This window comes from Pseudomonas sp. NPDC089741, from assembly GCF_044748825.1.
Lineage (GTDB): Bacteria > Pseudomonadota > Gammaproteobacteria > Pseudomonadales > Pseudomonadaceae > Aquipseudomonas > Aquipseudomonas helmanticensis.
The window spans coordinates 232,802-247,143 of sequence record NZ_JBIVGT010000006.1 but is presented as its reverse complement, the minus strand read 5'-3'; the positions used below and the strand labels follow the sequence as shown (position 1 = coordinate 247,143).

Below are 14,342 nucleotides of genomic sequence, written 5' to 3'. Positions count from 1 at the left end.
CCGACCATGAAAAATAAAAAAGTTCCAATCACAGGCAAAAGAAATCAAAATTGGCGCCGATAGTAAGTCAGCACCGCAAAAGCGCGGGCTATTTACAGTTGATGCACGCCATTTGCGAGGTGAGCAATGGGCACAGTACACACAGCAATGCCGCCACAAACCCTGTACGTGACAATCCGTCGCGAAGAATTGCGCCAGTTGAAAGACGAGCGCGACCAACTCAAGCAGGAGCTGGCGCAATTGCGCGCGTTGACTCAGGGCGTTCAGCCCAAGCCTCTGCCGGTTGTCCAGCGCCACCCGCACGCCTGATTTCCCCGCCTGTTTCGGGAGCGACCTGTGTCGTTCCCGACATGATCCTGCCCTTTCGGTAACCCGCAACTAACAAAGTTTTCACATTCGCTTGGCGATACTCCGGCGCATTCTGGCCGGGCGTACGCGTTCGGCCTCCGTTCGTCGGTTTCATGGAAGCGTTCCGGCGGTGGTTGTGACGATCGAGCTGGAGTGCTGAATGGCATTGTTCAAACGCAGCAAAACGACTGCGACAGGTTTCGACTGGGCCGGTGTTCTCTGGCTGTTCGCTTTTTTCTGGTACTTCTCGGGTATTACCCAACTGCTGATCCAGCTGACCGGGACCTCCGGTTTCACCGGGTTCCGCCAGGCGTTCGTGATGAGCGCGATCTGGCTGGCACCGATGCTGCTGTTTCCCAAGCGCACCAAACTGCTCGCGGCGATCATCGGCGTGGTGTTGTGGGCCTGTTCCATGGCCAGCCTGGGTTATTTCTTCATCTATCAGCAGGAGTTCTCTCAGAGCGTGATCTTCATCATGTTCGAGTCGAACATCTCTGAAGCCGGCGAGTACATGACCCAGTACTTTGCCTGGTGGATGGTGCCGGCGTTCCTCGCGCACACGCTGTTCTCGTATTTCCTGTGGACTCGCCTGCGTCCGGTGTACATGCCCCGTGGCCGCGCGGTCGTGGCAGCGCTGGCCATCGTTATCGCTGTAGTCGGTTATCCGCTGGTCAAGCAAACGATGCGCACCGGCAGTTTCGCCGGCGGCTTCGAGAAGTTCGAAACCCGTATCGAACCGGCCGTGCCGTGGCAGATGGCTGTGGCCTATCACCGTTACCTCGACACCCTCGCCGAAATGCAGGGCATGTTGCACAGCGCGAGCAAGATCCCGCCGCTGCACAATCTCAAGGATGCCGGCGCCAATCAGCCTGCGACTTTGGTGCTGGTGATCGGTGAATCGACCAACCGCCAACGCATGAGCCTTTACGGTTATCCGCGCAAGACCACGCCGGAACTCGACAAGCTCAAGGATCAACTGGCGGTGTTCGACAATGTCATCACCCCGCGCCCGTATACGATCGAAGCGTTGCAGCAAGTGCTGACCTTTGCCGATGAGGAAAGCCCGGATCTGTACCTGTCGACGCCGTCGCTGGTCAGCATGATGAAACAGGCGGGTTACAAGACCTTCTGGATCACCAACCAGCAGACCATGACCAAGCGCAACACCATGCTCACGACGTTCTCCGAGCAGGCTGACGAGCAGGTCTACCTGAACAACAACCGCAACCAGAACGCCGCGCAGTACGACGGCGACGTGATCGAGCCGTTCAGCAAAGCCCTGGCCGATGCCGCGCCACGCAAGTTGATCGTCGTGCATCTGCTCGGCACGCACATGAGCTATCAGTACCGTTATCCGCCGAGCTTCGACAAGTTCCAGGACCGCGAAGGCGTACCGCCTGCCCTGCGCGACGATCAGGTGCCAACTTACAACAGCTACGACAACGCCGTGCTGTACAACGACTTCGTGGTGTCGAGCCTGATCAAGGATTACGCCAAGTCTGATCCGAACGGCTTCCTGCTGTACCTCTCGGATCACGGCGAAGACGTCTTCGATTCGGTTGGCCACAAAACCCTGGGGCGCAACGAAAACAAACCGACCGCGCCGATGTACACCATCCCGTTCATGGCCTGGGCATCGCCGAAGTGGAAGGAAAACCACAATTGGAATTTCGCCGGTGACCTGGGGCGGCCTTACAGCAGCTCGCACCTGATCCACACCTGGGCCGACATGGCCGGCCTCAGCTTCGACGAACTCGATCGCAGCAAGAGCCTGGTCAGCGACAGCTTCAAGCCGCGTCCATTGATGATCGGCAACCCTTACGAGCGTGAGCAAAGGGCATTGATCGACTTCAGCCTGATGAAGCCGAAAAAACCCGATCCGGCGGTCGCAGCCACCGCCGAGCAGTAAAACCAAGGGGCCAATCACTGGCCCCTTTTTATTGCACACCGCCGACATGTAGGAGCTGCCGCAGGCTGCGATCCTTTGATCTTGCCCCTGAAAAAACAGGATCAAAAGATCGCAGCCTGCGGCAGCTTCTACCGATTCGGAAACGCCCTCAAATAATAATATTTCTCGTTTGATACTAAATCGCAGATTCTCGCTTCGTCTTTGAACAAACGGATTTTTTCCCTCGAAGACAAGGAGTCGGCTGCGATGTTCGCGCCCATCACCCGTTCCATGACCCTCACGCTTGGCCTGTGCAGCGCTGCTTTCAGCGCCGAACTGCTGGCTGAAAACACCGCTGAACAACCGCCCGAACCCGCCAGCTCCGCGCTGGAACTGGCTTCGACCAGCGTCACTGCGCAAGGCCTGGGCAACACCACCGAAAACACCGAGGCCTACACCACCGGCGCGATGAGCACCGCGACACGGATGAACCTGTCGATCAAGGAAACCCCGCAATCGGTGTCCGTGGTCACCCGCCAGCAGATGGATGATTTCAAACTCGGTACATTGTCCGAAGCCATGCGTCAGACCACCGGCATTGTCGTGCAACACCTCGATTCCGATCGGGTCGACTATTCCTCGCGCGGCTATTCGATCAACAATTTCCAGATCGACGGGATGCTCAACACCTTCGATCGGATGAAGTCCGATTCCGACACCATCATCTACGACCGCATCGAAGTGGTTCGCGGCGCGACGGGATTGACCACCGGTGCAGGTGACCCCTCGGCGACCATCAACATGGTGCGCAAACGACCAACCGCCCAGTTACAGGCGCTGGCCGGGGTCAGTGGCGGCAGCTACGACGATTACTACAGCTACGTCGACGTCGGTGGCCCGCTGGCCTTCGACGGCCGCTTGCGCGGGCGCACGGTGCTGGCTTACCGCGACAGCCAGTCGATCCGCGACAAGTACGCACTGCAACGCGAAGTCGGCTACGGCATCCTCGAAGCCGACCTGACTGAATCCACCGTGCTGGCCGTCGGTTACGACTATCAGGACAAACACGTGCAAGGCAGTTCCTGGGGCACCGTGCCGTACTGGAATGCCGATGGCAGCAAGGCTGGGCTCGGTCGCTCGACCAACATGGCGACCTCATGGAGTTCCTGGCCGATGCGCGACAAGACCGCTTTCGCCACGCTCGACCAGCAATTGGCGGCGGGCTGGCATCTGAAAGCCGCGTATACCCATCGCAACAGTGACAGCGACGGCAAGACTTACTACGGCGGTGGCGGCTTCCCCGAAGCTGATCGTAGCGGCATGAGCGCCTACATGGGCCACATGATCGGCGAACAGAGCATGAAGGCCTATGACTTCAACATCTCCGGCCCCTACTCGCTGCTCGGTCGCGAACACGAACTGATGTTCGGCTACGGCGAGGCCGAACGCCGCGCCGATTCGCCCTACGCCTACGACGACCCGCGCGCAGCAGATTACGAAAACATCCGTGACTGGAAGTACATGGGCGACATCGGCAAATTCCCTGACACTGTCACCGGCCTGAGCGGCTCCAAGGGCAAGACCCGGCAAAAGGCTGGTTACCTGGCAACACGCCTGAATTTCACCGAGCAACTACATGCCGTGATCGGCAGCCGCTACGGCAGTTGGGAAGAATCCAGTCGCGACAGCTACTACGACAGTCAGCTGCAGTTGACCAAGGTTGATGCCACCAGCCAGAGCCAGAATGACGTATGGACACCTTACGCCGGCCTGCTCTACGACCTGACACCGGAATACACCGCGTACGTCAGCTACACCGATATCTTCAAACCGCAGAGTAATCGCGACAGCAGTCGCAACTACCTCGATCCGGTGGTGGGCAGCAATTACGAGTTGGGGCTCAAGGGCAGCTTGCTCGAGGAGCGTCTGAATCTGTCGACAGCGTTGTTCTGGAGCAAACAGGACAACGTCGCCGAAGTCGACGATTCGGTCGCCCCGGATCCGGTTACCGGCGAGGAGTTCTACAAGAGCGGCGGCCAGGGCAACAAGGTCAACGGCTTCGAAGCTGAGGTCTCGGGCGAGATCCTCAATGGCTGGAACATGACCGCCGGTTACACCTACACCCACTCGGCCGATGGCGAAAAGCAACGCAGCAACACCAACCAGCCACTGAACATGTTGCGTTTGTCCACCGCCTATCGCTTGCCGGGCCACTGGAGCGCCCTGACCGTGGGCGGTGCGGTGAATTGGCAAAGCGATGTCTACGGCACCGCCAACCGTCCGGTCGGGCGCGGCGCCAATGGCCGGATCCTCACCGAACGTACGCGAATCAATCAGGACGCCTACACCGTGGTCAACCTGATGTCGCGCTATGAATTCGACAAGCACCTGTCAGCGTCGCTGAACGTCGACAACCTGTTCGACAAGAAATATTACGACAACGTCGGCTTCTACAACGGCGTGTACTGGGGCGATCCGCGCACGGTGACATTGAGCCTGGACTGGAAGCTCTGATCCCTTCAACACACCGCTAACCCTGTGGCGAGGGGGCTTGCCCCCTCGCCGCGGGCTGCACTTAACCCCGAGTTAATTACGCGGGGAGAAAATCTCCCCCGAGATCTGCTTCATGGACGAACGGCTCCGACTTGTTCAGTAGGAGGCACCATGAAAATCACTACCGCAATCCTTACCGCACTACTTGCTCTCGGCTCCGCCAGCGCTTTCGCTGAAGGCGGCGCCGAACGCATGCGTTATTACTACGACAACTTCCCGGTACACCACGCGCAGAGCGAGCAAACGAGTGACGCTCAGGCGAAGGAAATCCGCGTACCCGCCGACCAGACGGCGCAAGTGACCGAGTCTTATCGCAACTGAGTTTATCGAGCAACCGATGCACCTTCCGTGGCTCCGCTCTGGCCCGGAAGAGACAGTTGGGCGCCCTGTCCGGGCGCCTTTTTTTATGCTTGCAGATTCTTGATCCAGAACAGCATCTGCCCGTGATCCGGGTTGAACATGCCCGGGGCGAAGCCGAATTTGCGGTAGGCGTTCTGTGCCACGTCATTACCTTCGAGGACTTCCAGGGTGATCTTGCAGCAGCCGCGCTGGCGGGCAATCTCCTCGACCTTACGGAGCATCTTCTGGCTCAGCCCAAGCCCGCGAAACTTGCTCGCCACTGCCACGTCATGCACGTTGACCAGCGGCTTGCAGGCAAACGTCGAAAAACCTTCAAAGCAGTTCACCAGCCCCGCCGGTTCCCCCCCCACGAATGCCAGCACACTGAAGGCATACGGTCGGCGAGCCAGTTCTTCCGGCACCCGGCGCAGCAATTCAGGGTCGATCGGCTGGCCGCCCCCCATGGGATCTTCGGCATAGTGATTGAGCACCACACCAATGGCCTCGGCGTGCACCGGATTGCTATAGCTGGCTTGAAGCACAAGAATCTCTGCGGAATCCATTTCCATCCCCGAACACACAAATACCCCGGCGCGCAAAGTGCGCACTGAAAGGCAGCTCGACCTTAGCGCGCCGCCAGCCCTGGCGACAACCCTGGAGGGGCAATTCCCATGCAGGAGCTGCCGAAGGCTGCGATCTCTTGATCTATCAATGCCCCCAGATCAACTCTTCCGTCCATCCCAATTCAGCGAAATCCGCAGCCCGCAACCCAGCCTCCCCCGCGCAGAAGAACTCGTCCAGTTGCGGCGGTTGCACCCGCGTATCACTGAGCATCGCGTGCACCTGGCCACGATGATGGATCTGGTGCTCGAACAGGTGCGAGAGCATGCGCAGACGGCTGTCGTGTTGCGGCGTGTCGCGGGCGATGGTGACGATCCGTCCCAGGCTGTCATCGCGCAACTGCTCGCAATAGGCGATCAGCCGTCGATCGACATGGGCCTGCTCTGCGCGCAACGGACTGGCCTCGATGAACGGCTCGTCCAGATTGAAAAACACGTAGCAGTCAGGATGCGGTTCGTCACCACGCAGTTCCCGTTCCAGTGCGTCAACGTAGAACCAGTCGCAGGTCAGAACATGATTGAGGGTCAAGCGAATGCTGGGGAAGAAACTCACCCGTTGCGCTGCCAGCTCAGCGTCATCGAGCTGCGTCCAGGCCTTGGCCAGGCGATGATTGGCCCAGGCATTTTGATAGGCCATGGTCAGCAGATGATGGGATAGCGGCTGGGTCATGTCTGCGCCCTCTTCACTCAAGCTTCGGCAAAGCGCTGCAACTGCATCTCCTGCAAACGACTGAGGGTGCGGCGGAACGGGAATTCCAGATAACCCTCGGTATACAGCGCAGGCATCGGCACTTGTGCCTCGATGTACAGCGGCACCTTGCGGTCGTAGCACTCATCGACCAGCGCAATGAACCGGCGCACGCCATCGTCGTGCACTGACAACTGCGGCAGCTCGCGATCCCCGGCGATCACACGCTCAGCACCGTCTTCAGTGCCGCGAGCAATCCGCCCCTCGCGTTTCTGCGCGCTGAGATTGGGCACGTCGCTCATCAGGATAGCCCGGTAGGTATCGCACAGCGCGATGAAATCCATGGCGGCAAAGGGTTGTTCGCACAGATCAGCGTAGCGACACCACAGCACCGATTCACTGGCCCGCACCACGTTGAGTGTCCGATGGCCGACCGGCACTGGTTCGCAGCTGGAGGCCTGCCCTTGTGTCAGCGTCCGGAATACCTCATCCAGGGCGCTGGGCGAGTCCGGCGCGGCGACAAAGAAGCGTTGCTCGATGGCCCCCGGATGCAAACGATGATCCTCGGCGCCATTGACCGCAACAACTTGCATATGCGCCTTGATTGCCGCGATTGCCGGGGTAAAGCGGTCGCGATTGAAACCATCGGCGTACAGCTCGTCCGGCGGCAGATTCGAGGTGCAGACCACGACGACGCCTTCGTCGAACATCACCTGAAACAAGCGGCCAAGAATGATCGCGTCGCCGATGTCGTTGACGAACAGTTCATCGAAACACAGCACTCGCACTTCAGCCGCCAGCTCCTTGGCCAGCGCCCGCAATGGATCGGCGATGCCGGTCAACTGGAATGAGCGTTGGTGCACCCAGCCCATGAAATGATGAAAGTGTTGACGCCGCGCCGGCACCCGCAGGGTCTGATAGAACTGATCCATCAGCCAGGTCTTGCCGCGCCCGACCGGCCCCCACAAATACACACCGCTGACCGAGCGGGCACCGGCATGCAAGGCTTCGTGGCATTTTTGCAACGCCCAGACGGCGTGCTCCTGGGCTTCATCCTGGATGAAGCCCTTGTGCTCGATGGCATGCTGCCAGGCGCTGAGGGGAGAGTCGAAAGTCATGCGCGGCAGTATGCCACGATGCTCACCGGGAGGTATCCAGCCGCGCGATTTTCCCCCTGCTCGTTGGATCGGAATGTATAGCGCAACTGTGCCGAACTTCCGGGACTGACCGTTGAGCGACAAGCGTCTTGACAGTGAATATTACCAGCATCATATTGGCGTCATATTTCACTCGTAATTTTCAAACCGTTTTTCATCGAGGACGTCGCTATGCATTATAAGGTTTTTGGTCGTAAAACCGGCTTGCGCGTTTCGGAACTGGCGCTCGGCGCGGGCAACTTCGGCACCGGTTGGGGTCACGGCGCCGAGCGCGATGAAGCCAAGCGCATCTTTGATGGCTATCTCGAGGCCGGGGGCAACTTCATTGATACCGCTAATGGCTATCAGGGCGGGCAATCGGAATCGATGCTCAGCGAATTCATTGCCACGGAACGTGATCGTCTGGTGATCGCCACTAAATACAGCATGGGGACTACACCGGCAGACGGTATTTCACACACCGGCAACAGCCGTAAAAACATGGTGCGCGCCGTCGAAGAGAGTCTGAAACGCCTGAACACCGATCACATCGATCTGTTCTGGGCCCATATCAGCGATGGCGTGACGCCGATGGAAGAAATCCTGCGCGGCTTTGATGACCTGGTTCGTGCTGGGAAAATTCACTACGCCGGACTGTCGAATTTCCCGGCATGGCGCATAGCCCGCGCCGACCTGCTCGCGGAGATACGCGGGTTCGCGCCGATTGCCGCGATTCAGGTCGAATACAGCCTGGCCGAACGCAGCGCCGAGCGCGAGTTGCTGCCCATGGCGGAAGCTCTCGGTTTGGCGGCCACGCTCTGGTCACCACTGGGCGGCGGCTTCCTCACCGGAAAATATCGCAACAGCGACGACAACAACCGCGCGGCCAAACTGGGCATGCTGGTGCATGCCGAAAAGAGCGCCCGGGAAACCGCCCTCCTCGACACCCTGCTTGCTGTCGCAGTCGAACTCGACACCAGCCCGACCCACGTCGCCATTGCCTGGCTCCGGGAAAAAGCCAAACGTTCAAGCACCGCACTGATCCCGATCCTCGGCTCCCGCACCCGCGAACAATTCGATGCAACCCTGGGTGCACTCGATGTGCAGTTGAGCGACGCGCAACTGGCCCGGCTTGACGGCATCAGCAGCGTGCCGGCGGGTGTGCCGCACGAGACGATTGTCAGCTCGGCACCGCGTTATACCGCTTCTTCGATGCTGGATTTGCCAAAGATTCCAGTGGCGTGAGGCGGCAGAGATTTGCTCGCGAGGGCGACGGGTCAGTAGAACATGTGCTGGCTGATCCGGCGCTATCGCGAGCAGGCTCACTCCTACAGGGGTATGCGCTGAGTGTTAGAGGTCGACTTTGTGCCTGGCTGCATAAAGGCAGAGCATTTCCATGGCCAGGGTGGCGGCGGCCAGCGAGGTGACGTCGGCGTGATCGTAGGCCGGAGCGACTTCGACGACGTCCATGCCGACCAGGTTGATCCCACGCAAGCCACCGAGAATTTCCAGCGCCTGCACCGTGCTCAAGCCGCCGCATACCGGCGTACCGGTGCCAGGCGCAAAGGCCGGATCGAGGCAGTCGATATCGAACGTCAGGTACACCGGGTTATCGCCGACCCGCGCGCGAATCGCTTCGACAATCGCCTCGCAGCCACGCCGGTGCACTTGTCGCGCATCGAGCACCTGAAAGCCCATGTGATCATCATTGGTCGTGCGCAGGCCGATCTGCACCGAACGCGCCGGATCAACCAGCCCTTCCCGCGCGGCATGCCAGAACATGGTGCCGTGATCGACACGTTTGCCCTCCTCGTCCGGCCAGGTGTCGCTGTGCGCATCGAAATGGATCAGTGACAGCGTGCCATGTCTGCGCGCATGGGCCTTGAGCAGCGGGTAGCTGATGAAATGGTCGCCGCCAAAGGTCAGCATGGCGCTACCGGATTCAAGAATCCGCCCGGCATGCGCCTCGATGCTCTCCGGGATGGTCTGCGGGGAACCGTAATCGAAGTCGCAATCGCCGTAATCGACCACCGCGAGATGATCGAACGGATCGAACGCCCATGGCCAGTGGCGCTCCCAGGCAATCCCGGTGGACGCCGCGCGAATCCCGCGTGGCCCGAAGCGTGCACCCGGACGATTGCTGGTGGCGGTGTCGAATGGCACGCCGCTGACGGCCACGTCGACACCGCGCAAATCCCGGCTGTAACGACGGCGCATGAAACTGGTGATGCCGGCGTAGGTGCTTTCGGCGGCAGTGCCGTAGAGGCTGTCGCGCGTCATCGCCTGATCGTTCTGCATTGGCACGTCCATTTCGGCGCGCTCCTTTGGTTATTGATGGCTACGGAAAGTGGTCCAGAGACGGGTGCGCTGACGCATGTCCTTGAGGCTCATGCTGCGGTCCGCGTAGAGCAGGTCGCGCACCTCGGCCGGTGGGTAGATGTCCGGATCGTTGCGCACCGCCTCATCCACCAGCGGTGTCGCGGCCTGGTTGGCGGTGGCAAAAAACAGCGTATTGGTCAGCTCGGCCACCGAATCGGCGCGCAACATGAATTCGATGAACGCCCGCGCGGCCTCGGGGTGTGGCGCGTCCTTGGGAATCGCCAGATTGTCCTGCCAGATCAGCGTGCCTTCCCTTGGAATGCGATACGCCACTTCGAACGGCTTGTTGGCTTTGCGCGCCTGATCGGCGGCCATGCTCGCGTCACCGTTGTAGGTCAGCGCCAGGCACACGTTACCGCTGGCCAGATCATTGATCTGTCGGCCGGTGGCGACGTAGAGCACCGACGGCTGGAGTTTTTGCAACAACGCCTCGGCGGCAGCGAGATCGTTCTTGTCGGTGCTATAGGGATCTTTGCCGAGGTAGTGCAGCGCGAGGCCGATGACCTCTTGCGGCGAATCGAGAATCGCAATCCCGCAGTCCTTGAGCTTGCTGGCGTATTCGGGCTTGAACAGCAGATCAAGGCTGTTCAGCGGCACATCGGGCAGACGCTGCTTCACTGCTTCAACGTTCATGCCCAGGCCCAAAGTGCCCCAGGTGTACGGCACGCCATAACGGTTGCCGGGATCGACGGCGGCGAGTTTTTCCAGCAAGTCCGGATCCAGATTGGCGTAGCCCTTGAGTCCCTCGTGGGGGATTTCCTTCAAGGCCCCCGCCGCCAAACCGCGCGCCAGCACACTGGATGACGGCACCACCACGTCATAACCGCTGCCGCCAGTGAGCAGTTTGGTTTCCAGTACCTCGGAGGTGTCAAAGGTGTCGTAACGCACGTGAATGCCGGTTTCCTGCTCGAAACGTTGCAAGGTTTGCGGCGGCACATAATCGGCCCAGCTATAGAGATTGAGGGTTTTGTCCTCGGCCTGAGCATTGATGACCACGGACAACAACAGCGCGGGGAAACACAGCTTGAACACGGGAGCCATGACGAACACCTGACCGGAGGAAGTGGTGGCAGAATGCGCCGTCGCATACATTAGAAAAATAGCTGAATAATTATCCTGACTTTACCCCGGAGTAATGTGATGCTCGGTCAGCTCCACGATGTTGATTTGCAGTTGTTGCGCCTGTTTGTCCGCGTGGTCGAGTGCGGTGGTTTCAGCGCTGCGCAGGGTGATCTGGGCCTGAGCCAATCGAGCATCAGCCAGCAAATGGCCAAACTCGAAACCCGTCTCGGCTATCGTTTGTGCAGCCGTGGCAAGGCTGGTTTCAGCGTCACGCCGAAGGGCGAGCAGTTGCTGCTGGCGGCGCGCAGCCTGTTTGAATCGATCGAAATATTCCGCCATCAATCCAACGGCGTGGCCGGGCGTCTGATCGGCGAAGTGCGCCTGGGCATTTCCGAGGCGGTCGAGCCCTCGGTATTGCAACGTGTCGCCGAAGCGATCCGGCGGTTTCGCGAGCGTGACGAGTCGGTCCGTATCGAGTTGATCAGCGCGATGCCCGGCGAGATGGAGCGCCTGCTTCTGCAACAGCGACTCGACCTGGCCATCGGTTATTTTTCGCAGGTGCAAAGCGCGTTCGACTATCGCCAGTTGTTCAGTGAAACCCAGCATTTGTATTGCGCGCCGGGGCATCCACTGTTTACCGACGCAGCGCCCAGCGATGAAGCGTTGCAGGCGTGCGACCGGGTTGATCATCCGTATCGCTTCCTGCGCAGCGACGAGCCGTTTCAGGGCAAGCTGTGTTCGGCGCGCTCGGAGCAGGTCGAGGGCACGCTGGCGTTTATTCTCTCCGGCAGACACGTCGGCTACCTGCCTGATCACTATGCGCGCAGCTGGCAGGCGAAAGGTCTGCTGCGGCCGGTGCGTGAGGGTGAGTTGAGTTTCGAGGTGGCGTTTCATCTGGCCCGGCATCGGGCGCAGGTGCCGGGTGACGCGCAAAAAGCCTTCGAACAGGACTTATTGGCTGCCTTCAAACCTGTGTAGGAGCTGCCGGAGGCTGCGATCTTTTGATCTTGATCCAAAAAAACAAAATCAAAAGATCGCAGCCTTCGGCAGCTCCTACAGAATCGGTTCAGCTCCTCACCCCAATAAAACCTGACCTTTCAGGCAGTTATTGCTCGTTGCCCTCGCTGCCCTCTTCCGGCATCCTGCGCCTCCATTTTCTGACCCGGCCCCGCCTCGCGGCGCGCAAATCACCATGACCGCCTCTGAAAAAGTCCCGCGCAACAACGATCTGATCTACGGCCTCAACGACCGTCCGCACCTGACTGCCACCGTGTTTGCCGCGCTGCAACACGTATTGGCCAGCTTCGTCGGCATCATCACCCCGACCCTGATCATGGGCGGCGCCCTCGGCCTGCACAGCGAAATCCCCTACCTGATCAGCATGGCGCTGTTCGTCTCCGGCCTCGGCACGTTCGTTCAGGCCAAACGTTTCGGCCCGGTGGGTTCGGGGTTGCTGTGCCTGCAAGGCACCAGTTTTTCCTTTATCAGCGTGATTCTCAGCGCCGGCTTCATGGTCAAGGCCCGTGGCGGCGGTACCGATGAGATTCTTTCGACAATCTTCGGGGTGTGCTTCTTCGCCGCCTTCATCGAGGTGGTGCTCAGCCAATTCATCGGCAAACTGCGCATGCTGATCACCCCGGTGGTGACCGGCACCATCATCACCTTGATGGGCCTGTCGCTGATCAAAGTGGCGATGACCGACATTGCCGGCGGTTTTGGCGCAGCGGATCTCGGTGCATCCGGTCATCTGTTTCTCGCCGCACTGGTGATTGGCACGATTGTGGTGCTGAACCGCGTCGACGTGCCGTTCCTGCGCCTGGGCGCAATCGTTATAGGCCTGACCCTCGGTTACGTGGTCGCCTGGATGATGGGCACCGTGGATTTCGCCTCGATGCCCGAGGTGCCGCTGGTCAGCGTGCCGGTGCCGTTCAAATACGGTTTCAATTTCGACTGGGTAGCCTTCGTCCCGGTTGCGGTGATTTTCCTCGTGTCGCCGCTGGAGGCTGCGGGCGACCTGACGGCCAACTCGATGATCTCGCGGCAACCGGTCAAAGGCCCGCTGTACATTCGCCGCATCAAGTCCGGCCTGCTTGCAGACGGTCTCAACTCGGCCATGGCGGCCGTGTTCAACAGCATGCCAATGGTGACCTTCGCGCAGAACAACGGCGTGATTCAGCTAACCGGTGTGGCCAGCCGCTACGTCGCCTTCTTCATCGCCGGCCTGTTGGTGCTGCTGGGCCTGTTCCCAATGATCGGTGCGGTGTTGCAACTGATGCCAAAACCGGTGCTCGGTGGCGCCGAACTGGTGATGTTCGGCACCGTCGCCGTCGCCGGTATCAAGATCCTCGCGGAGGCCGGTCTGCATCGACGCAACATGCTCATCGTCGCCATTTCGCTGGGCATGGGCCTGGGCATTGCGGCGGTACCGGAAGTCCTGCGTGAGCTGCCGCAAGCGCTACGCAACATTTTCGAATCGCCGATCACCGTCGGTGCGTTGTGCGCTATCGTGCTGAACATCTTCCTGCCGGAAGAATTCATCGAGCTGGAAGAAGACGATTTCGATCCGGAAGCTTCTATTCTTCAGGTCATGGAAAACCCGGAGATGCCGGCCAAAGCTGAACCTGCCCGACCGGCGGCTGTCGCACAGTTGAACCGTTAACGTCCAGCCTGTTTAGAAAGGGCTGCACCGGCAACGGTTCAGCCCTTTTTAGTTGAGAGACCGTTTATGCGCCGCCTCCACGCCGTCATTCTGTCAGTACTGCTGTTGTCGCTCAGCGCCTGCGCGCTGTTTCCCGATCGTGATCCGGTGAACATCAACGTAGTCGGGCTCGAACCCCTGCCGAGCCAGGATCTGGAAGTGCGTTTCGCGATCAAGATTCGTGTGCAGAACCCTAATGAAACCGCGATCGACTACACCGGCATTGCCCTGGATCTGGAGGTCAACGGTCATTCACTGGCATCCGGTGTCAGCGACCAGGGCGGCTCGATCGGGCGTTTCTCGGAAACCATCGTCAGCGTCCCGGTCAGCGTTTCGGCGTTCTCGGTACTGCGCCAGACACTCGGCCTGAGCCAGACGCAAACCCTCGATAACCTGCCATACGTGCTACGCGGCAAACTCGCCGGTGGCGTGTTCGGCACCATGCGTTTTGTCGACAGCGGCACCCTGAGCCTGCCCAAGGCGACTGCCGCGACCTGGTAAACATGCCGCAGTCTCCCCAAGAATGGCTGCATCGCCGCTAAACCCTACCCCTGCGGCTGCATCGCCGTTAAACCCTCACCCTGAGCTGCCGCAGGCTGCGATCTTTTGATCCTGTTTTTACAATCAAGAT

13 protein-coding genes are annotated in these 14,342 nt (G+C 59.8%); 8 read left to right on the top strand and 5 right to left on the bottom strand.

The window, feature by feature from the left end:
- Nucleotides 1-126 precede the first annotated feature (126 nt).
- The 4 genes from ACIPZE_RS09540 to ACIPZE_RS09525 all read left to right on the top strand — a co-directional run bounded on the left by ACIPZE_RS09540 (nt 127) and on the right by ACIPZE_RS09525 (nt 5,110).
- Nucleotides 127-309: a DUF6026 family protein gene (locus tag ACIPZE_RS09540; protein ID WP_400772592.1), complete on the top strand. Its 183-nt coding sequence runs from the start codon at nt 127-129 to the stop codon at nt 307-309.
- Between the two features lie 199 nt (nt 310-508).
- On the top strand, nt 509-2,257 hold the full coding sequence (locus tag ACIPZE_RS09535) for a phosphoethanolamine transferase CptA (protein WP_400772590.1): 1,749 nt from the start codon (nt 509-511) through the stop codon (nt 2,255-2,257).
- Between the two features lie 246 nt (nt 2,258-2,503).
- Nucleotides 2,504-4,750: a TonB-dependent siderophore receptor gene (locus ACIPZE_RS09530; RefSeq protein WP_400772589.1), complete on the top strand. Its 2,247-nt coding sequence runs from the start codon at nt 2,504-2,506 to the stop codon at nt 4,748-4,750.
- A 150-nt stretch (nt 4,751-4,900) separates the two neighbouring features.
- The gene (locus tag ACIPZE_RS09525) at nt 4,901-5,110 is read left to right on the top strand and encodes a hypothetical protein (RefSeq protein WP_129393582.1); all 210 of its coding nucleotides are present in this window, start codon (nt 4,901-4,903) and stop codon (nt 5,108-5,110) included.
- An 83-nt stretch (nt 5,111-5,193) separates the two neighbouring features.
- Here the strand turns inward: ACIPZE_RS09525 and ACIPZE_RS09520 are convergent, their stop codons facing one another.
- The 3 genes from ACIPZE_RS09520 to zapE form a co-directional block, all read right to left on the bottom strand.
- Nucleotides 5,194-5,691, bottom strand: coding sequence for a GNAT family N-acetyltransferase (locus ACIPZE_RS09520; protein ID WP_400772587.1), 498 nt, complete (start codon nt 5,689-5,691; stop codon nt 5,194-5,196).
- Nucleotides 5,692-5,836: 145 nt separating this feature from the next.
- The gene (locus ACIPZE_RS09515) at nt 5,837-6,418 is read right to left on the bottom strand and encodes a DinB family protein (RefSeq protein WP_283436579.1); all 582 of its coding nucleotides are present in this window, start codon (nt 6,416-6,418) and stop codon (nt 5,837-5,839) included.
- A gap of 17 nt (nt 6,419-6,435) precedes the next feature.
- Nucleotides 6,436-7,554, bottom strand: coding sequence for a cell division protein ZapE (gene zapE, locus ACIPZE_RS09510; protein ID WP_283436580.1), 1,119 nt, complete (start codon nt 7,552-7,554; stop codon nt 6,436-6,438).
- A 210-nt stretch (nt 7,555-7,764) separates the two neighbouring features.
- On the opposite strand from zapE, the gene ACIPZE_RS09505 reads away from it, so the two are divergent.
- Nucleotides 7,765-8,817, top strand: a complete 1,053-nt coding sequence (locus ACIPZE_RS09505) for an aldo/keto reductase (protein ID WP_283436581.1) — start codon at nt 7,765-7,767, stop codon at nt 8,815-8,817.
- A 105-nt stretch (nt 8,818-8,922) separates the two neighbouring features.
- Here ACIPZE_RS09505 and speB read toward each other — a convergent pair whose 3' ends face one another.
- Nucleotides 8,923-9,882, bottom strand: coding sequence for an agmatinase (gene speB / locus ACIPZE_RS09500; RefSeq protein WP_400772585.1), 960 nt, complete (start codon nt 9,880-9,882; stop codon nt 8,923-8,925).
- An 18-nt stretch (nt 9,883-9,900) separates the two neighbouring features.
- On the bottom strand, nt 9,901-10,992 hold the full coding sequence (locus tag ACIPZE_RS09495; protein WP_400772583.1) for a polyamine ABC transporter substrate-binding protein: 1,092 nt from the start codon (nt 10,990-10,992) through the stop codon (nt 9,901-9,903).
- 99 nt (nt 10,993-11,091) lie between these two features.
- Here ACIPZE_RS09495 and ACIPZE_RS09490 point away from each other — a divergent pair, with 99 nt between their 5' ends.
- From ACIPZE_RS09490 to ACIPZE_RS09480, 3 genes are all read left to right on the top strand, one after another.
- Nucleotides 11,092-11,991, top strand: coding sequence for a LysR family transcriptional regulator (locus ACIPZE_RS09490; RefSeq protein ID WP_400772581.1), 900 nt, complete (start codon nt 11,092-11,094; stop codon nt 11,989-11,991).
- A gap of 214 nt (nt 11,992-12,205) precedes the next feature.
- Nucleotides 12,206-13,672: a nucleobase:cation symporter-2 family protein gene (locus tag ACIPZE_RS09485; protein WP_283436585.1), complete on the top strand. Its 1,467-nt coding sequence runs from the start codon at nt 12,206-12,208 to the stop codon at nt 13,670-13,672.
- Between the two features lie 66 nt (nt 13,673-13,738).
- Nucleotides 13,739-14,212 (top strand): LEA type 2 family protein, encoded by a 474-nt coding sequence (locus ACIPZE_RS09480; protein WP_129393566.1) that lies wholly within the window; start codon nt 13,739-13,741, stop codon nt 14,210-14,212.
- Nucleotides 14,213-14,342 lie beyond the last annotated feature (130 nt).